This window comes from Bacillus cereus group sp. BfR-BA-01522 (genome assembly GCF_022662635.1).
GTDB lineage: Bacteria > Bacillota > Bacilli > Bacillales > Bacillaceae_G > Bacillus_A > Bacillus_A cytotoxicus.
This window is the reverse complement of record NZ_JAKUDY010000005.1, coordinates 81,748-101,031: the sequence shown is the minus strand read 5'-3', so window position 1 is coordinate 101,031 and position 19,284 is coordinate 81,748. Positions and strand designations below refer to the sequence as shown.

Here is a 19,284-nt window from a genome sequence, read left to right as displayed (position 1 = left end):
ATGAAAGGATTCATAAACGTTGCAGTAAAAATCTGGAGGGGTAAAAATGAAAGTAGTAGTAGCATCTGATCACGGCGGTATCAATATCCGCAAAGAAATTGTAAATCTATTAGAAGAGCTAAACATTGAGTATATTGATTTAGGATGTGAGTGTGAGGCAGGATCTGTTGATTACCCTGATTTTGCATTTCCAGCAGCAGAAATGGTTGCAAAAGGTGAAGTAGATCGTGGTATTTTAATTTGTGGTACAGGCATTGGTATGTCAATTGCGGCAAATAAAGTTCACGGCATTCGTTGCGCATTAGTTCATGATACATTTAGTGCAAGAGCAACTAGAGAACACAATGATAGCAACATGTTAGCGATGGGTGAGCGTGTTATTGGCGCTGGCTTAGCACGTGATATCGCAAAAATTTGGTTAACAACTGATTATGAGGGTGGCCGTCACGAAAATCGTGTAGGAAAAATTAAAACATACGAAGAAAAATAATATACATTCTAACTTCTATCAAAAGATAATATAATTTGTTGAACCAACCTGTGAAAGGAAGAGGCGTAATGATGGAAATAGTAAAAGTAAAAGAGCAGCTACAAACATTGCTTTCTGATTTTCAAGAACAAGCTTCTTTACAAAGTGGTCAAATTTTTGTAGTAGGCTGTAGTACAAGTGAAGTGCTCGGAGAAAGAATTGGAACTTCAGGGACGATGAAAGTAGCCGAAGCGATTTTTTCTGAACTAATACAATTTCAAAAACAGACAGGTGTCGCATTAGTGTTTCAATGTTGTGAGCATTTAAATCGTGCTTTAGTGGTAGAAAAAGAAGTCGCTTTGAAACATGGTTTTGAAATTGTGACCGTTACGCCTGTTAGATCAGCAGGGGGGGCATTGGCGACATATGCGTATCATAATTTTAAAGATCCTGTAGTAGTAGAATTTATAAAAGCAGACGCAGGTATCGATATCGGTGATACATTTATTGGTATGCATTTAAAACATGTGGCGGTTCCTGTTCGTACAAGTATAAAAGAGGTTGGGAATGCACATGTAACAATGGCTAAAACGCGCGCGAAACTAATTGGGGGAGCGCGTGCTGTATATAAAGCGGCAGAAGAAACAATGATTTGTCGTTAATATATAAGGAAAGAAAAGACCGGACTTGGTCTTTTTTCTTTTATGATATAGAAAGTCATGTTAGAATGTAGTTGAAAATATGAAGATTTAAAAGAATTACAACTTGAATTTTCGTTTTTTCTGAATAAATAGGAAAAAACTATTGGGAATTAATGTAATTCGTTCAGAAAAGGGGGATTTTGGTGGATCATTTAAAACGTCAAGATGAAAAGGTATTTGCTGCAATTGAAGCGGAATTAGGAAGACAGCGTTCAAAAATTGAGTTAATTGCTTCGGAAAACTTCGTAAGCGAAGCTGTAATGGAAGCACAAGGTTCTGTTTTAACAAATAAGTATGCGGAAGGGTATCCTGGTAAACGTTACTATGGCGGTTGTGAGCATGTAGACGTAGTAGAGGATATTGCACGCGATCGTGTGAAAGAGATCTTTGGTGCTGAACATGTAAATGTTCAACCGCATTCTGGTGCACAAGCGAACATGGCTGTATACTTCACAATTTTAGAGCATGGAGATACAGTTCTTGGTATGAATTTATCTCATGGCGGTCATTTGACACACGGAAGTCCTGTTAACTTTAGTGGAGTGCAATATAATTTCGTAGAATATGGTGTGGATGCTGAAACTCATCGTATTAACTACGACGATGTGTTAGCAAAAGCAAAAGAACATAAACCAAAACTAATCGTTGCAGGTGCAAGTGCATATCCTCGTGTGATCGATTTCAAAAGATTTCGTGAAATTGCAGATGAAGTAGGGGCATATTTAATGGTGGATATGGCTCATATTGCAGGTTTAGTTGCAGCGGGCTTACATCCGAATCCAGTGCCACATGCACATTTTGTTACGACAACAACACATAAAACATTACGCGGTCCACGCGGTGGTATGATTTTATGTGAAGAGAAATTTGCAAAGCAAATTGATAAATCAATCTTCCCTGGTATTCAAGGCGGTCCACTTATGCATGTCATCGCTGCAAAAGCTGTTGCATTTGGGGAAGCACTTCAAGATGACTTTAAAACATATGCGCAAAATATTATTCATAATGCACAGCGTTTAGCAGAAGGACTTCAAAAAGAAGGACTTACACTCGTTTCTGGTGGAACGGATAACCACCTGATTTTAATTGATGTTCGCAACTTAAATATTACAGGAAAAGTGGCAGAACATGTATTAGATGAAGTAGGTATTACAGTAAACAAAAATACAATTCCATTTGAAACAGCAAGTCCATTTGTAACAAGTGGTGTACGTATCGGTACAGCGGCTGTAACATCTCGTGGCTTTGGCTTAGAAGAAATGGATGAAATCGCATCAATTATTGCACATACATTAAAAAATCACGAAGACGAAACTGCATTAGAAGAAGCTCGTAAACGTGTAGCTGTATTAACAAGTAAGTTTCCAATGTACACTGATTTATAATAGATGAAAGAAAACCACTGTAACATCATGTTGCAGTGGTTTTCTTTCGGTTGCATAATGCTTGAATATAGAGAAAGAACTTCATGAGAACAGATGAAGCATAACAGCCCCTTAAAGTATGTATACGACACGTGAATAAATTTTAGAAATATAATGAAGGATAGGATTTCCATAATTGGTAAAGATATTAGATGGATTCATTATGAAATTAATATTTTTCCAAGTTTGCCCTTGAATATTAGTAGGGTTTTCTTTACAATCGTAAATAGTGCAAATGGCGTGGGAACACGCATGAATATCATCTGAAGGAGAGATTCACATGGGAAAACTGTATGTATTTGATCACCCGTTAATTCAACATAAGATTACATATATTCGCGATAAAAATACAGGTACAAAAGAGTTTCGTGAATTAGTGGATGAAGTAGCAAGCTTAATGGCTTTTGAAATTACACGTGATCTTCCACTTGAAGAGATTGAAATTGAAACACCTGTGAGCAAAGCAAAAACAAAAGTGATCGCTGGGAAGAAGCTAGGTTTAATTCCAATTTTACGTGCAGGTTTAGGAATGGTGGACGGAATTCTGAAATTAATTCCAGCAGCAAAAGTGGGACATATCGGTTTATACCGTGACCCAAAAACATTGCAACCGGTAGAATACTATGTGAAACTTCCAACGGATGTAGAAGAACGTGACTTTATCGTACTAGATCCGATGTTAGCAACAGGTGGTTCTGCAGCTGAAGCAATTAACTCTTTGAAAAAGCGCGGTGCGAAACATATTAAATTAATGTGTATCGTAGCTGCACCAGAAGGAGTAAAAGTTGTACAAGAAGAGCATCCTGATGTTGATATTTATGTAGCAGCATTAGATGAAAAATTAAATGACCACGGTTATGTTGTTCCAGGTTTAGGTGATGCTGGAGACCGACTATTTGGAACGAAGTAAGACTACAAACAGACGAGAGGGATTCCCTGCTCGTCTTTTTTATAGATCGGGAGTAGGGGAGGGGGATAAATATACAAAGAATATGCAACATAAATTGCATATTGATAACATATAATATAGAAGTCTAACATCTAAAAGAGGCTATATTATAGAAAGAAAACGTTATATCTAAAAAATAGAATGGTGACAAACTTGTGAACATTTTCTTCTATATCATAGAAAGAAAGTTACTAGATTTTACGTAAATTCCACCAGTATTTAGAAGGGGAACGTTTTCATTTTTGGGAGCAAATAACTAATACTCAAATTTTTTGATTTTTTACGATTTCTCGTTGACAGTACTAATACCCTATTGTATGCTAACAACGGGGATAGATGGTAGGGCTTTCAGTGACAATTTTGTATCTATTCTGTGACGAAAAAGTAAACTTTTGGTTTTGTTTAAGATTTATGCAAAAAAATGAGTTATTATTAACACGTCTTGAATGAGGTTTACATATTGGAGGGATGAATCCTTGCAAAAAAACGATCGCAGCCCTATAAAAGCATATGCTTTAATGTCAGGGATTTTGGCTCAGCTAGTCGGTTCCATTCTTGTTGGGATTTTTGGTGGGCAATGGATTGACAGTAAGGTTGGAACGTTTCCTTTGTTTCTAGTTATCGGCTTACTACTAGGGTTAGGAACAGGGATTTATGCAATGATTCGACTCATTCGACATTACTATTCGGGAGAGCAATGATGATAGATGTGCATGGACTTGTCCAAAGACAAAAGAAATATATGTACTACTTGCTTGCACTTCTAGTGCTAGGATGGGGATTTACCTCTTACAAGGATGTGTTTCTTGGGCTGATTATCGGAACGATTTTCAGTTTTCTTAGTTTGCGCATCATTGCACGTAGAACAGACAAGCTTATAGAACGCGTTACCAATGGAGGAAGCGTGAAATTTAAAGCTACAGCTGTCAGTACATATTCAAGGTTTGCGACGATTGGATTATTAATTTTATTTGCGGCAAAGTATCAGCATTTCATTGCGATGTGGAGCTTAGGTGTAGGATTGCTGACAGGGTATCTTGTCATGATCATAGATTTTCTTTATTTAGAGTATAAGAACAGGGAAGAGAGGTGAATTACTAGTGGAACACGGTAAATTGGTTGATTTTCTAGGTTTAACGTTCGATTTGTCCGCAGTTATCATGGTTACTGTAGCAGCAGTTATAGTGTTCTTAATCGCTGTGATTGGAACTCGAAGCTTAGCTCTTCGTCCGACAGGAATGCAAAACTTCCTTGAGTGGGTGTTAGACTTTGTGAAAGGCATTATTGGCAGTACGATGGACTGGAAAACAGGTGGGCGCTTCTTAACACTTGGCGTTACACTTATGATGTTTATTTTCGTATCAAACATGCTCGGTTTACCATTCATGTTTTCAACAACTGAGGCTGGTGAACATATTGCATGGTGGAGATCGCCAACGTCTGACCCAGCAGTTACTTTAACATTAGCCGTGATGGTAGTTACCCTCACCCATTACTATGGAATTAAGATGAAGGGTACAAAGGAATATATAAAAGGTTATTTCCAACCTATGAAGTTCTTATTTCCTTTAAAGGTTATTGAGGAGTTTGCTAACACATTAACGTTGGGGCTTCGTCTATTCGGTAACATTTATGCTGGTGAGATTTTATTAACATTGCTTGCTCAATTAGGTGCAAGTGGTGCTTTTGGAGCATTAGGTGCGGTTGTGCCAATGTTAGCATGGATGGGATTCAGTGTATTCGTTGGATCAATCCAAGCATTTATTTTCACAATGTTAACGATGGTTTACATGGCTCATAAAGTAAGTCATGACCATTAATATATCTTAAGTAAGTATAAAATTTATTTTTTTCTAATAAAAAGGAGGACATTTTAAATGAGTTTAGGTGTAATCGCAGCTGCAATTGCAATTGGTTTATCAGCATTAGGTGCAGGTATTGGTAACGGTCTTATCGTATCACGTACAATCGAAGGTGTTGCTCGTCAGCCAGAATTAAAAGGCGCACTTCAAACAATTATGTTCATCGGGGTTGCATTAGTTGAGGCACTTCCAATCATTGGTGTAGTTATTGCATTCATCGTAATGAACAGATAAGGGATACTCCCCTTACATAGATGGCGAAGAGTGTTTTTCGAACTTTCTTCGCCATTGCTTTATGAACGAAATGTATGTCTTTTTTTTCATATAGTTAATTTAGATATTTTGAAGGGAGTGAATCCTTGTGCCAACTTTATTATTAGGAGCTGCCATTCCGTTTGGAACGATCGCTTATACGTTGGTCGTTTTCCTAATTTTATTAGTGATGCTACGCAAATTTGCTTGGGGTCCTTTAATGGGAATTATGAAGGAACGTGAAGAGCATGTTGCTAGCGAAATCGACGCTGCAGAGAAAAATCACGCAGAGGCGAAAAAGTTAGTAGAGGAACAACGTGAAATGCTAAAACAGTCACGTGTTGAAGCACAAGAGTTAATCGAAAGAGCGAAAAAGCAAGCAGAAGAACAAAAAGATGGTATTATTGCTGCTGCAAAAGAAGAAGCAGAATCAATTAAAACATCTGCTGTACAAGAAATTCAACGCGAAAAAGAGCAAGCAATTGCTACATTGCAAGAACAAGTCGCTTCTTTATCCGTTCAAATTGCTTCTAAAGTAATTGAGAAAGAACTAAAAGAAGAAGACCAAGTAAAATTAATTCGCGATTATATTAAAGAAGTAGGAGAAGCGCGATGAGCAATGAGATTGTAGCAAAACGTTATGCTGTCGCTCTTTTTCAAATTGCAAAAGAAAAACACGTATTAGAAATGTTTGAAGAAGAATTAGGCCTTGTACAAAGCGTTTTTATGAAAAACGAAGAACTACATAGCTTTTTAACAAAGCCGAATATTTCAAAGGAACAGAAAAAAATGTTTCTTTCTAACGTATTCTCTTCTGTTTCTGAGTCTATTTTAAATACGTTATATATTTTAGTTGATAATAAACGAATTGAAATTTTACCTGCCATTGCAAATGAATACGTAACTCTTGCAAACGAAGAGCGTAACGTAGCGGATGCAACTGTTTATTCTACTCGTCTTCTATCTGAAGAAGAGAAACTTAACATTGCAGAAGCATTTGCAAAAAGAACTGGAAAAGATGCAATTCGCGTGAAAAATATTGTAGATGAGGATTTACTAGGCGGTATTAAAGTGCGCATTGGAAATCGCATTTACGATGGAAGTTTACAAGGAAAATTAGCACGTATTCAGCGTGAACTAATGAAGAATAGATAGGGGTGAAGCACATGAGCATCAGAGCTGAAGAAATTAGCGCACTGATAAAGCAACAAATTGAAAACTATCAGTCTGAAATCGAAGTTAGCGATGTTGGTACAGTTATCCAAGTTGGTGACGGTATCGCGCGTGCTCATGGTCTTGATAACGTTATGGCTGGTGAACTTGTAGAGTTCGCTAACGGCGTTATGGGACTAGCACAAAACTTAGAGGAAAACAACGTAGGTATTATTATTCTAGGACCTTACACAGAAATTCGTGAAGGTGACGAAGTTCGTCGTACAGGCCGTATTATGCAAGTGCCAGTAGGTGAAGAACTAATCGGTCGTGTTGTGAACCCATTAGGTCAACCGGTAGACGGTTTAGGTCCAATCCATACAACAAAAACTCGTCCAATTGAAAGCCCAGCACCAGGTGTAATGGATCGTAAATCTGTTCATGAGCCACTTCAAACTGGTATTAAGGCAATTGATGCACTTGTGCCAATCGGTCGTGGTCAACGTGAGCTAATCATCGGTGACCGCCAAACTGGTAAAACAGCAGTAGCACTGGATACAATCTTAAACCAAAAAGACGAAGACATGATTTGTATCTATGTTGCAATTGGACAAAAAGAATCTACAGTACGTAACGTAGTAGAAACACTGCGTAAGCATGGTGCATTAGAGTATACAATTGTTGTAACAGCATCAGCTTCTCAACCAGCTCCATTGTTATATTTAGCTCCTTATGCAGGTGTATCAATGGGTGAAGAATTCATGTACAACGGAAAACACGTATTAGTCGTGTATGATGACTTATCAAAACAAGCAGCTGCTTACCGTGAGCTATCATTACTATTACGTCGTCCTCCAGGTCGTGAAGCATATCCAGGGGATGTATTCTACTTACATTCTCGCTTACTAGAGCGTGCAGCAAAATTAAGCGATGCAAAAGGCGGTGGCTCATTAACAGCTCTACCTTTCATCGAAACACAAGCAGGGGACGTATCAGCATACATCCCAACAAACGTAATCTCCATTACAGATGGACAAATCTTCTTGCAATCTGACTTGTTCTTCTCTGGCGTACGTCCAGCAATCGATGCAGGTACTTCAGTATCTCGTGTTGGTGGATCTGCTCAGATTAAAGCGATGAGTAAAGTATCAGGTACACTTCGTCTTGACCTTGCATCTTACCGTGAGTTAGAAGCGTTTGCTCAGTTCGGTTCTGACCTTGATAAAGCAACACAAGCGAAACTAAATCGCGGTGCTCGCACAGTTGAAGTATTAAAACAAGGATTACACAAACCATTGCGAGTAGAGAAACAAGTTATGATTCTTTACGCTTTAACACGTGGATTCCTAGATGATATTCCAGTAGCAGATATCACTCGCTTTGAAGAAGAATTCTATGCTTGGTTAGATTCAAATGCAGCTGATTTATTAGAAGAAATCCGTACAACGAAGAAACTTGCGGATGACGACAAATTTGCAGCAGCAATCAATGGATTTAAAAAAGTATTCGTAGCTTCTGAATAATAAAAAAAGCGGAGGTGGCTCGTCCAGAAGGGGAGGACATTGGACCTCCTGACGAAGAGGCGTTTTGGCCTCGCAGGAAATGGGAAATGATTGCCCCTTCTATCCACCGAAGCGAAATTATACAAAAGGTAGTTCGTCTTCGAATTACTAACGGTTTACAGAGGAAAAGAGTAGGTACACCTATTCTTTTCCTTCAATCATGAGCAAGCATGTCTTGCAATATGGATTAGAAAGATGAACAAAAAGGATTCTTACTAATCATGCCAACTTCCCGAAAAAAAGGTGGTGAAAACCTGTGGCATCTTTACGCGATATAAAAGCGAAAATTAACTCGACGAAGAAAACGAGTCAAATCACGAAAGCGATGGAGATGGTATCTGCATCGAAATTAAACCGTGCAGAACAAAATGCTAAATCTTTCGTTCCATATATGGAAAAAATTCAAGAAGTGGTAGCGAGTATCGCACAAGGTAGCAAAGGAATCAATCATCCGATGCTAACAGCGCGTCCTGTAAAGCGTACAGGGTACATCGTTATTACATCTGATCGCGGACTAGCAGGTGGTTATAACAGTAACGTATTACGTGAAGTAAGTAAGGTAATTCGTGAGCGTCATAATATGGATCCAAACCAATATTCAATTATTGTACTTGGACGACTAGGACGTGATTATTTAAAACGTCGTGGCTTTAACATCATTGATGAAGTAGTTGGATTATCTGACCACCCATCATTTACAGATATTAAAGATCTTGCTTCTCGAGCAATTGCGATGTTTGCAGATGGTGCTTATGATGAATTGTATATTTATTACAATCACTATGTAAGTAAAATTTCACAAGAAGTAACAGAAAATAAAGTTTTACCGCTTACAGATGTGAAATCTGATAAAAAATTAACTCCATATGAGTTTGAACCTTCAGAAGAAGAAATCTTAAAAGTACTATTGCCACAATACGCGGAAAGCCTAGTGTACGGTGCACTGCTAGACGGAAAAGCAAGTGAACACGCAGCGCGTATGACAGCAATGAAGAGTGCTACAGACAATGCAATGGAAGTTATCGATACACTTACACTTTCATTCAACCGTGCTCGTCAAGCTGCGATTACACAAGAAATCACAGAAATCGTTGGTGGAGCAGCAGCGTTAGAATAGTAATAAAAGGCGGAAGCGGTTCGTTCAGAATGGAAGGGGGATGGAGCTTCAGACATAGAGGCGTAGTTTGCCTCGCAGGAAGAAGCGAAGCCACCGAGAATTCTAACCGCTGTAGCTAGATTCAGTAAAAAGCGGAGGTAGCTCGTCCAGAAGGGGGGAAATATTTGCCCCTTCTAGCCACCGAAGCTAGATTCATAAAAAGCGGAAGCGGCTCGTTCTGAATGTGACGAGGATGGAACTTTAGGCGAAGAGGCGTGCTTTGTCTCGTCGGTAGAAGCGAAGTCACCGAGCATTCAAGCTGCTGAAAGCTCATTCAAAAAAATTGAAAGCCGACTGATAGAAAGCTGGCTAATATAAAGAAAGCTAGGAGGGAACCCGATGAATAAAGGGCGCGTTACGCAAATCATGGGTCCGGTTGTAGACGTTAAGTTTGACGGCGGAAAGCTACCTGAAATCTACAATGCCCTTAGAATTAAAAAAGATGAAGTTAACTTAACTTTAGAAGTTGCACTTCACTTAGGTGATGACACAGTTCGTACGGTTGCGATGTCTTCTACTGATGGACTTGTTCGTGGCACAGAAGTAGAAGACACTGGTCGACCAATCTCAGTTCCAGTTGGTGATGCAACACTTGGTCGTGTATTTAACGTATTAGGTGAAGCAATTGACTTAGATGGTGAAATTCCAGCGGATGTACGCCGTGACCCAATTCACCGTCAAGCACCTGCATTCGAAGAATTATCTACGAAAGTAGAAATTCTTGAAACTGGTATTAAAGTAGTAGACTTACTTGCTCCATACATTAAAGGTGGTAAAATCGGTCTATTCGGTGGTGCCGGTGTAGGTAAAACAGTATTAATTCAGGAATTAATCAACAATATCGCACAAGAACACGGTGGTATTTCTGTATTCGCTGGTGTAGGTGAGCGTACTCGTGAAGGGAACGATTTATACCATGAAATGAGTGATTCTGGTGTAATCAAGAAAACAGCGATGGTATTCGGACAAATGAACGAGCCACCTGGTGCACGTCAACGTGTTGCATTAACAGGATTAACAATGGCTGAACATTTCCGCGATGAGCAAGGACAAGACGTACTATTGTTCATCGATAACATCTTCCGTTTCACGCAAGCGGGTTCTGAAGTATCTGCCCTTCTTGGTCGCATGCCATCTGCGGTAGGTTACCAACCAACACTTGCAACGGAAATGGGGCAATTACAAGAACGTATTACATCAACAAATAAAGGGTCTATTACGTCTATCCAAGCGGTATATGTACCAGCCGATGACTACACTGACCCAGCACCTGCTACAACGTTCGCTCACTTAGATGCAACAACAAACCTAGAGCGTCGTTTAACGCAAATGGGTATTTATCCAGCGGTAGATCCATTAGCTTCTACATCTCGTGCACTTTCTCCAGAAATCGTAGGAGAAGAGCACTATGAGGTTGCTCGTCAAGTACAGCAAACTCTTCAACGTTATAAAGAGCTTCAAGATATTATCGCTATCTTAGGTATGGATGAGTTATCTGAAGAAGATAAGTTAGTTGTACATCGCGCTCGTCGCATTCAATTCTTCTTATCACAAAACTTCCACGTAGCGGAACAGTTTACAGGTCAACCGGGATCTTATGTACCTGTAAAAGAAACAGTTCGTGGTTTCAAAGAAATTCTAGAAGGTAAACATGATGATCTTCCAGAAGATGCATTCCGCTTAGTAGGTGGAATTGAAGAAGTTGTTGAAAACGCGAAGAAAATGATGGCGTAAGGCCTTAGGAGGGACGAATTATGAAGACATTTCCAGTCAGTATTGTAACTCCTGATGGACCGGTTTATGAAAAAGAAGTAGAAATGGTAAGCGTTAAGGCAGAAAGTGGGGAGATGGGGATTTTACCAGGTCACATTCCCACTGTTGCGCCGCTTAAAATTAGTGCGGTTCGTTTGAAAAATGGCGGTCATACTGATTATGTAGCAGTAAGCGGGGGCTTTATCGAAGTTCGTCCAGATAAAGTAACAGTATTAGCAACATCTGCTGAAGAAGCGAACCATATTGATACTCATCGTGCAAATGAAGCGAAGCGTCGTGCTGAGCAACGTCTGCAAGATAAGCAAGCCCATGTTGACTTTAAGCGTGCAGAATTAGCGCTAAAACGTGCAATTAATCGTTTGGACGTTTCTAACATGAAGTAAAAAATCCGTAAAGGTTCTTACCTTTACGGATTTTTTTATCCCGCCATTTTAAGGCAGTAAGACTCCCACCTTAAGATGCAGAGAGAAGCAAGGAAGATAGGTGGGAGCAAGGCTGCCCGTAACAGCCCGATTGGTGAGGGCTCATAATCAGTGGGGATGAAGAACCTCCCCACTGATTAAAGTTTCGCTTTATTTCCCTAAATAAGTTAAATTTAGAATTTATAGAAAATATCGCAAAAAATGATATAATGAGAAGGTGTTTTTATATAAATAGTATATATGGCGTATGAAAGGAGAGGGGAAAATGATTAGTGAAATGAAACGAGAAGCCTTGCAATCACTAAAGGGGAAATGGGGGCTTGGTGTAGGCTCAACAATTTTACAATTTGTTTTAAATTATATTGTTTCGCTAGTTGTATCATTAATAGTTATTATTCCAGTATTGCTGTTCATAATGGCGATCGGCGACTCAGTGTATGCATTTGAAGAGGGAGCGGCAGCAATTGGTGCTGTTATTTTATTAATTTTTATGTATATATTGATGCTCATTGTGAATTATGGATCATATGGAATTATGGCATATGGCTATACGAATTTGTATGTCAATATAAGTAAGAGAAATAATGTTACGATAGATTATTTATTTGAAGGGTTTCGTGGGTTAAGTAGAATTTGGAAGTCGATAAAAGCGATGTTAGGTTTACTTGTATATTCGCTATCTTGGCTTCCTATCGTATTTATAGGAATATTAATGTTTGTAATTGGGGATGAAAATAATCCACCTGAAAGTGAAGCGTTAGTTATCGTTGTGCTTGGCCTCCTATTCATTTCAATTATAGTATCTATCATTGCTTATTTTTCGTATGCGATGACGTTTTATATTCTAGTAGAGAATCCGGAATACAGTGTTTTACAAGCGTTAAAAGAAAGTAAGTCCATCATGAAAGGACATAAACTGGATTTATTTCTTTTATGGCTTAGCTTTATTGGTTGGGGAATTTTAGCTATGTTTACACTTGGGATTGGCTTACTTTGGTTATATCCTTATTTCACTACAACAACAGCTCATTTTTATCGATATATATCAGAAAAAGAATTATACTAAAAGGATATGGAGTGGAGAGTGCAAGGATAATGTGCTCTCGCTTTTTATAGACTATCTGATGATAAAATAGAAGCTGGAGGATTTACATGATTAGTGATTTAAAAGGAAGGGCTCTTGATGCCTTAGAAGGGAAATGGGGACTAGAAAGAGGCAAGTAGATCTCTTTCAGTAGATGTTGTTGCAATGTTTATTATTGGGCCGCTAACTTTAGGAGCATACACCCTTGTGTTGCGTGCGGTTCGTGAGCAAGATGTAGAAGTAAGGAAACTATTTAGCTGGTTTACAGATGAAAAGAATTTGATAAAGTCGTTTTTTACATATTTATTAATATATGTATACTTGATTTTATGGACATTATTATTGATTATTCCAGGGATTATTAAGTCCTTCTCCTATGCGATGACGTACTTCATTTTGAACAATCATCCTGAATATACAATGAATCAAGCGATTACAGAAAGTCGTCGCATAATGGATGGGCATAAAATGGCTTATTTTCTAGTATGCTTAAGTTTTATTGGATGGTTTTTATGAAGTATTGTTACACTTGGAATTGGATTCCTATGGTTAATTCCATATTTCTATACCACAAGCGCAGCATTTTATGAGGAAATTACACAAGGTTAATTGAAAAGACAGCAATCAAAAAACCCCCTTTCTAAATCATTCTGTTTAGAAAGGGTGTTTTTGTAGAAAGTTTAAGAACTGTTTACTTGTAAGTGGTTTACTAAAGTAATACCCTTGCATGTATCGGCAATTGTTAGCTTGCAAAAAGTCAAATTGTTTTTCCGTCTCAATCCCCTCGGCAACGACGGAAAGGTTTAATGTATTTGCAAGTGAAAGTATTGTAGAAATAATAGCTCTTTCTTCTTCTCGCTGATCGGCCAGTTGTGTAAATTCTCGTGGCACTTTTAATGCATCAATTGGGAAAAGGGATAAGTAAGCTAGAGAAGAGTAACCTGTGCCAAAGTCATCAATTGAAGTTTGAATGCCATGCTCTTTTAACTTTTTAAGCTTTAGTAATGTTTCTTTTTCATTTATCATGGCGATGCGTTCAGTTAATTCCAGTATGAGAAATCTCGGTTCTACTTGTACCTCCTTAAGTATTGTTAAGATGTTTTCGATTAAGTTATCTTGTTGAAATTCTTTTGCTGATAAGTTAACGCTTATTTTCAAATCAGCATAGCCAAGCTTATGCCAATACTTTAATTGCTTGCATGATTCTTTTAACATCCAATGACCAAGCGGAATGATTTGAGGCGTTTCTTCGACAATCGGAATGAACTCACAAGGTGAGATATTACCTAGAATTGGATGATTCCAGCGGATTAAAGCTTCTGCGCCAACTATTTTTTTCGTTCTAATATCAACTTGTGGTTGATACGAAATAAAGAATTGGTTATTTGCCAGGGCAAGTGGGAAATCTTTTTCAATTCGTGATTTACGCTCCATCTTTTCGTATAGCTCCTGTGTATAGATAGAGCTTCCATTTTTTCCTTTGTTTTTTGTTTCATACATTGCCATGTCAGCATGCTGCAAAATTGACATCGGATCTTCACCGGCTTCTGGGTAAATAGCAATACCAATACTCGATGAAATTTGTAAATGATGATTTTCAATTTGAAATGGTTCATTTAATGCGGCCAAAATATGATCTGCTACTGTTTGAACTTCAGCTGTGTGTTTAATATTTTCGATGAGGAGCGTAAATTCATCTCCGGCAAGCCGTGCAAGTTTTACATTTGGATTTGAAATTTGTTTCAGCCTTTTGGCTATAGCAATTAAAAGAAGGTCTCCGATTCGATGTCCAAGAGTGTCATTGATAATCTTGAAACGATCTAAATCAAGGAACAAAACAGCAAAAGGTTGTTTTGTTATTTTAGCTCGTACAATGGCCTCTTCCAGTTGCTTGTGAAAGGAGCGGCGGTTGGAAAGTTCAGTTAATGTGTCATGATATGCTAGGAAGTTAATTTGTTCTTGTTGTTGTTTGCTTTCTGTAATATCTTTAATCATTAAATAGACACCCGGAATATGCTCTTTTAAGATAATAGGAACAGCTGTAACGTGCAAAAAGTAAATATCTCTATTTTTATGGTATGCTCGTATCTCTAACGAAATCGAGTTCCCTCGTTTCACATGATGAAACGCATCTATTATTTTCTTTAAGTCTTTCTCGTATACAAGTGAGTAATAAGGCTGATTTAACAGTTCGTTTGTTTGATAACCAAGCAATGTAATTCCAGCATGATTTACATTTAAGAAATTGCCGTGCAAATCCAATGTGAAAATAGGATCAGGATGGTGTTCATATAGAGATTCGAACATTTTTTTGCTCCGATATAACGCATCTTTTTGCTGCACTAAATCTTGTGTGCGTAACTCGATTTGTTCTTCTAAATGTTGGTTAAACCGCATCTGCGTTAGCAGTAGTTCTTTATTTTGTCTACGAACTAAAATATGGCGTATCAATACAAAGAAAAATGTAACAATAAGGCCTATTACTAATATGGGTGAAAAAGCACGCTCTATTAATACAAATGTACTAAGAGCAATAACAGAGAGATAGGGTAGCGATAAATGAATTGCTTCACCGATTTGCGGTGTTAGTAATACTTGCTCAGTGTGCTCTGCTTCTTTGGTGTGAAGCACACAAGCGATAACAATAAGCATTAAAAAAAATTGATATAAAGGCGCGATTATAAATCCAGAATGCTCAGCTGTAAAGTATTTCAAATAAGCATAGATGGAATCAATACTTGCATAACCAATGACTGAAGTTGCTAAAAAGATGGAAACTTGTTTTGAAAGAAGTGACAGCGGTCGAAATAATAAGCTAATACCTATTAGAAGAAATAATAAGTTTGCCATGGGATACATGAGTTGTACGATTATATTAAGGTAAGTGGTAGCGATAATATGGATAGCCTGCTCAATAAGAAGGTAATAGCTTAATGTAAATTGTGCAGTCACGACAATACAAACATCGCATATGATAAATAACTGTTCCCATATATTTCGGTCATAAAGTAATTCATATAAGAAGGCAGCTACAAAGATAATGAGACATAATAAATAAAAAAAGTCGGACGGATCAACAAATATAGCAGAGTCATGTAAAATCAAGCGTTGGTAAGCAACGATGATATCACCAATAAAATATAAAATGGAACCGAATGTAAGTAGCATCCAAAATCGATAAGCATGACCGCGTTTAATGGATGAAAAATAGACTAAGTAACTACAAATGATCATATCAACTAAAATTGTTGTTACCCATATCATGATTTGAAATACAAGAGAGTCTTTCGAATAAATGAGTACCCCGATATAATGAATGCTAAGATAAATAAGTAAACTACTTATAAGAATCGTTACGTGTGTTTTTATCTTCATGTAATTCACCTGCGGTATAGAAAATATAAATTATTTTATTATATGCTCTTTTGTAGAATTTGTATGGGATGAATATTGTTTTCATATTTTATCCCGTTATTTTAGGGCAGTAAGACTCCTATCTCAAGATGTGGAGAGAAGCAGTCGAGCTTATAATCAGTGGGGTTGGAGAAAGCCCATTGATTAAAGTTTCGCTTTATTGTACATATTTTATGCCAATAGTAAAAATAGTAAAGGAAAGATGCACATGTTTATAAAATGTGCATCTTATTTCATCCTAATTATTTATTGCAACGCACATGGGTTTGTAAAAATAAAAGCAAGTCCTCTGGAGCAAGGGGCTTGCTAAAATAATATCCTTGTACGTAGTGACAACCATTTTGCTGTAAAAACTGTAATTGTTGTTTTGTTTCTACCCCTTCTGCAATAACAGACATATGCAACGTATGAGATAATGAAATAATTGTTGTAATAATTTCTTTTCCTTCTTTAGATTCATCAGCCATTAAAATAAATTCACGTGGAATTTTAAGCATATCAATTGGATATAAAGGTAAATAGGCTAGCGAGGAATAGCCTGTTCCAAAGTCATCGATTGATATATGCACACCGATCTCTTTTAGCTTACGAAGTTTTTGCAATGTTTCTTTTTCATCCACCATGGCAATTCGTTCCGTTAATTCGAGATCTAGACAATGTGGTGCTAATCCAGTTTCTTTTAGAATGGAAAGAACGGATGGGACAAACAAATCTTGTTGAAACCCTTTAGCTGACACATTTACTCCAATTTTTAAATGAGAATATCCAAGTGTTTGCCATTCTTTCATTTGCGTACAAGCTTTTTGTAAGGCCCATTTTCCAATTTCAAGAATGTGCATACTTTCTTCAGCAATTGGAATAAATTCGTAAGGAGATACAATACCCAATTCTGGATGATTCCAGCGAATGAGTGCTTCGGCACCAATCACTTCATAAGAACTACTGTCTACTTGCGGTTGATATAATAAGAAGAATTCTTCATTTTCGATTGCTTTTGGCAAATCTTTTTCTAAACGTAAGCGTCTTCCCATTTGTTTTGACAAAGATTCATCATAGAAGGAAATGGCATGCTCCGTTTTCAGCTTTGCATCATGCATTGCTATATCTGCGTGTTGGAGTAGTAAAGTAGTATCTGTTCCGGCTTCTGGATAAATTGCAATACCAATGCTAAGCGATAGGTGGTAAGTATGGTTATGAACTTGCATAGGTTTTTTTACAGTATGAATCAGCTCGTTGCACAAGTCTAATAATGATTCTTTGTCGGTAGCATTACGAATTAAAATGGTAAACTCATCTCCGCCAATTCTCGCTAGCGGAGTATCTTGAGGAATACAAGATTGTAAGCGAGTTGCAACTTCTCTGAGTACAATGTCTCCGGCCTTATGTCCCAGTGTATCGTTAATAAGATTAAAGCGATTTATATCTATAAAAAGTAATGCGAATTTTCTATCATTTATTTCGGATTGTTTAATATAATCCTCTAATTTTCTTTGGAAGAAAGCACGATTCCCAAGAGTAGTTAAAGAGTCATGGAATGCTAAATAATGAATTTGTTCTTGTTGTCTTTTCATTTCCGTAATATCTTTAACGAGAATATAAATACCAGTTACTTGCTCATTCAATATAATTGGGACGATTGTTAAGTTGAAAGAGTAAGCTTGCCTGTTATAGTTAGCGAGTATTTCAAAAGAAGTCGATACTTTCTCCTTTGCGTTTTGAATTGCCGCGGCAAATTTAGGTTTATCTCTGTCGATAACAATAGAGAACCACGATTTTCCTAATAATTCACTAACAGGAACTTTTAGCATTGTACTTCCTGCTTTATTAACATTTGAAACAACCCCATTTAAATCAATCGTAAAGATTGGATCAGGGTGATATTCGTGTAACGATTGAAATTTTTGTTGTTTCCTATTGGCAATTTCGGTTTGTAACATTAAGTCACTTGTTCTTTGCTTTACCGTATCTTCTAACTGCTTATTAAATGATTGTAAGGCTTTCGTTAACTCTCTATTTTGCATTCTTGCAAGCACATGCCGAATTAACGAAAAGATAAAAGTAATACAATTTCCTATAATTAGAGTTGGAGAAGCTGTGTTTTCTTTTAATGTAAAGCCAATTAAAATGGTAATCGCAAGATAAGGAAAGATAATAAGTAGTTGCTTTCCTAATACGGGATTCATAATAAAGTAAGATGTTCTGCTTGTAGTATCGCGAATAGCTGCAGCGATTGCAATACATAATAATAAAACTCGGTAAAGAGCTCGAAGGCTAACAATGATATAACTTGGTAAATCATCTGCAAAAAAAGTGTATGTATAATCAATAAGTGCGTACCCAATTAGTACAGTAATAAAAAGGTATAATTTTTTATTTGACTTAAAAATTGTTGGATAGAAAAAGAAGCTGATTCCAAGTAGTAGAAAGCATACATCTGTAATTGGAAAGAAAAATTTCATCACTGCATCTGCAACTGACAAGTCATAAATACGTATAGAAGGTTGATTAAATAAATACCACTCTAAGGTAAAAACAGCTGTCACAATGATACATATGTCGCAAATGAGAAAGGCTTTTCCCCATTTATCGCACTCTTTCATTAGTTTATAAAAGAATGCAGAGAGGAAAAAAATAGAAAAAAGCATAACGAATAGATCTGAAATATCAAACTCATCCATAGGAAGCTCAAAAGGATGGTAAGTTCCTAATATATCTCCGATAGAAAAACAAAGAACCCCGATTAAGATTAAGATCCAAAAAGGTCTAAACGTCTTTTTTTTGTATAAAATGGAATAACATAATGAAATAAGACCAATCACTTCAATAAATATGGAAGATAAGCGGATGTCAAGGTCAGTAATATAGTAACTGTCCGGAAAAACATAAATAGGTATGTAGTAGAAACATACATAGGAGATTAGTGCTCCGATAAGGATTGAAATATGCCAATCGTTCTGTTTGCCCAAAATAATCACCTTCATAAACTTTAAATAAATGCAGCTTTACATTTGTTCTAACAAAAAAACTTGATTTCTACTTTTAAGAAGAGTTTGAACGATTTATG

At 37.2% G+C, this 19,284-nt stretch carries 18 protein-coding genes and 1 pseudogene; 17 read left to right on the top strand and 2 right to left on the bottom strand.

All coding sequences use genetic code 11. From position 1 onward, the window contains the following. The first annotated feature begins 46 nt into the window (after nt 1-46). The 17 genes and pseudogenes from rpiB (at nt 47) to MR059_RS09295 (ending at nt 13,415) form a co-directional block, all read left to right on the top strand. Nucleotides 47-490, top strand: coding sequence for a ribose 5-phosphate isomerase B (gene rpiB, locus MR059_RS09375; protein ID WP_012096284.1), 444 nt, complete (start codon nt 47-49; stop codon nt 488-490). A 68-nt stretch (nt 491-558) separates the two neighbouring features. Further along, complete coding sequence (locus MR059_RS09370) at nt 559-1,131, top strand: TIGR01440 family protein (protein WP_012096283.1); 573 nt, start codon at nt 559-561, stop codon at nt 1,129-1,131. 182 nt (nt 1,132-1,313) lie between these two features. Continuing rightward, entirely contained in the window at nt 1,314-2,555 is a 1,242-nt protein-coding gene (gene glyA, locus MR059_RS09365; protein WP_012096282.1) for a serine hydroxymethyltransferase, read from the top strand. Nucleotides 2,556-2,874: 319 nt separating this feature from the next. Continuing rightward, complete coding sequence (gene upp / locus MR059_RS09360) at nt 2,875-3,504, top strand: uracil phosphoribosyltransferase (RefSeq protein WP_012096281.1); 630 nt, start codon at nt 2,875-2,877, stop codon at nt 3,502-3,504. A gap of 375 nt (nt 3,505-3,879) precedes the next feature. Then, nucleotides 3,880-3,993 (top strand): DUF4024 domain-containing protein, encoded by a 114-nt coding sequence (locus MR059_RS09355; RefSeq protein ID WP_081428418.1) that lies wholly within the window; start codon nt 3,880-3,882, stop codon nt 3,991-3,993. Between the two features lie 26 nt (nt 3,994-4,019). Beyond that, nucleotides 4,020-4,244 carry an AtpZ/AtpI family protein gene (locus MR059_RS09350; protein WP_012096280.1) on the top strand — a complete coding sequence of 75 codons (225 nt, stop codon included), beginning with the start codon at nt 4,020-4,022 and terminating at the stop codon, nt 4,242-4,244. Then, nucleotides 4,244-4,636 carry an ATP synthase subunit I gene (locus MR059_RS09345; protein WP_041810138.1) on the top strand — a complete coding sequence of 131 codons (393 nt, stop codon included), beginning with the start codon at nt 4,244-4,246 and terminating at the stop codon, nt 4,634-4,636. Before MR059_RS09350 ends, MR059_RS09345 begins: the two co-directional genes overlap by 1 nt. Before the next feature lie 7 nt (nt 4,637-4,643). Then, nucleotides 4,644-5,363: a F0F1 ATP synthase subunit A gene (gene atpB / locus MR059_RS09340; protein WP_012096278.1), complete on the top strand. Its 720-nt coding sequence runs from the start codon at nt 4,644-4,646 to the stop codon at nt 5,361-5,363. A gap of 57 nt (nt 5,364-5,420) precedes the next feature. Beyond that, complete coding sequence (gene atpE / locus MR059_RS09335) at nt 5,421-5,639, top strand: F0F1 ATP synthase subunit C (RefSeq protein ID WP_012096277.1); 219 nt, start codon at nt 5,421-5,423, stop codon at nt 5,637-5,639. Between the two features lie 127 nt (nt 5,640-5,766). After that, nucleotides 5,767-6,273: a F0F1 ATP synthase subunit B gene (atpF, locus tag MR059_RS09330; protein WP_012096276.1), complete on the top strand. Its 507-nt coding sequence runs from the start codon at nt 5,767-5,769 to the stop codon at nt 6,271-6,273. Then, nucleotides 6,270-6,812 carry a F0F1 ATP synthase subunit delta gene (locus tag MR059_RS09325; protein ID WP_012096275.1) on the top strand — a complete coding sequence of 181 codons (543 nt, stop codon included), beginning with the start codon at nt 6,270-6,272 and terminating at the stop codon, nt 6,810-6,812. Before atpF ends, MR059_RS09325 begins: the two co-directional genes overlap by 4 nt. An 11-nt stretch (nt 6,813-6,823) precedes the next feature. Beyond that, nucleotides 6,824-8,332 (top strand): F0F1 ATP synthase subunit alpha, encoded by a 1,509-nt coding sequence (gene atpA, locus MR059_RS09320; protein ID WP_012096274.1) that lies wholly within the window; start codon nt 6,824-6,826, stop codon nt 8,330-8,332. Nucleotides 8,333-8,627: 295 nt separating this feature from the next. Next, the gene (atpG, locus tag MR059_RS09315) at nt 8,628-9,488 is read left to right on the top strand and encodes a F0F1 ATP synthase subunit gamma (RefSeq protein ID WP_012096273.1); all 861 of its coding nucleotides are present in this window, start codon (nt 8,628-8,630) and stop codon (nt 9,486-9,488) included. A gap of 378 nt (nt 9,489-9,866) precedes the next feature. Continuing rightward, nucleotides 9,867-11,261, top strand: coding sequence for a F0F1 ATP synthase subunit beta (atpD, locus tag MR059_RS09310; protein ID WP_012096272.1), 1,395 nt, complete (start codon nt 9,867-9,869; stop codon nt 11,259-11,261). A gap of 20 nt (nt 11,262-11,281) precedes the next feature. Beyond that, complete coding sequence (locus MR059_RS09305) at nt 11,282-11,683, top strand: F0F1 ATP synthase subunit epsilon (protein WP_012096271.1); 402 nt, start codon at nt 11,282-11,284, stop codon at nt 11,681-11,683. Nucleotides 11,684-11,987: 304 nt separating this feature from the next. Next, nucleotides 11,988-12,788, top strand: a complete 801-nt coding sequence (locus MR059_RS09300) for a DUF975 family protein (protein WP_012096270.1) — start codon at nt 11,988-11,990, stop codon at nt 12,786-12,788. 86 nt (nt 12,789-12,874) lie between these two features. Beyond that, nucleotides 12,875-13,415, top strand: a pseudogene (locus MR059_RS09295) (DUF975 family protein). 45 nt (nt 13,416-13,460) lie between these two features. Here the strand turns inward: MR059_RS09295 and MR059_RS09290 are convergent. Together MR059_RS09290 and MR059_RS09285 are read right to left on the bottom strand one after the other, a co-directional pair. Beyond that, nucleotides 13,461-16,181, bottom strand: coding sequence for a putative bifunctional diguanylate cyclase/phosphodiesterase (locus MR059_RS09290; RefSeq protein ID WP_012096268.1), 2,721 nt, complete (start codon nt 16,179-16,181; stop codon nt 13,461-13,463). Nucleotides 16,182-16,462: 281 nt separating this feature from the next. Next, nucleotides 16,463-19,201, bottom strand: coding sequence for a sensor domain-containing protein (locus MR059_RS09285; protein WP_048723543.1), 2,739 nt, complete (start codon nt 19,199-19,201; stop codon nt 16,463-16,465). Nucleotides 19,202-19,284 lie beyond the last annotated feature (83 nt).

Coding starts and splice junctions, on each gene's coding strand:
- rpiB (WP_012096284.1), top strand. CDS start 47: ATGAAAGTAGTAGTAGCATCTGATCACGGCGGTATCAATATCCGCAAA.
- MR059_RS09370 (WP_012096283.1), top strand. CDS start 559: ATGATGGAAATAGTAAAAGTAAAAGAGCAGCTACAAACATTGCTTTCT.
- upp (WP_012096281.1), top strand. CDS start 2,875: ATGGGAAAACTGTATGTATTTGATCACCCGTTAATTCAACATAAGATT.
- MR059_RS09355 (WP_081428418.1), top strand. CDS start 3,880: ATGGTAGGGCTTTCAGTGACAATTTTGTATCTATTCTGTGACGAAAAA.
- MR059_RS09345 (WP_041810138.1), top strand. CDS start 4,244: ATGATAGATGTGCATGGACTTGTCCAAAGACAAAAGAAATATATGTAC.
- atpE (WP_012096277.1), top strand. CDS start 5,421: ATGAGTTTAGGTGTAATCGCAGCTGCAATTGCAATTGGTTTATCAGCA.
- MR059_RS09325 (WP_012096275.1), top strand. CDS start 6,270: ATGAGCAATGAGATTGTAGCAAAACGTTATGCTGTCGCTCTTTTTCAA.
- atpA (WP_012096274.1), top strand. CDS start 6,824: ATGAGCATCAGAGCTGAAGAAATTAGCGCACTGATAAAGCAACAAATT.
- atpD (WP_012096272.1), top strand. CDS start 9,867: ATGAATAAAGGGCGCGTTACGCAAATCATGGGTCCGGTTGTAGACGTT.
- MR059_RS09305 (WP_012096271.1), top strand. CDS start 11,282: ATGAAGACATTTCCAGTCAGTATTGTAACTCCTGATGGACCGGTTTAT.
- MR059_RS09300 (WP_012096270.1), top strand. CDS start 11,988: ATGATTAGTGAAATGAAACGAGAAGCCTTGCAATCACTAAAGGGGAAA.
- MR059_RS09290 (WP_012096268.1), bottom strand. CDS start 16,181: ATGAAGATAAAAACACACGTAACGATTCTTATAAGTAGTTTACTTATT.
- MR059_RS09285 (WP_048723543.1), bottom strand. CDS start 19,201: ATGAAGGTGATTATTTTGGGCAAACAGAACGATTGGCATATTTCAATC.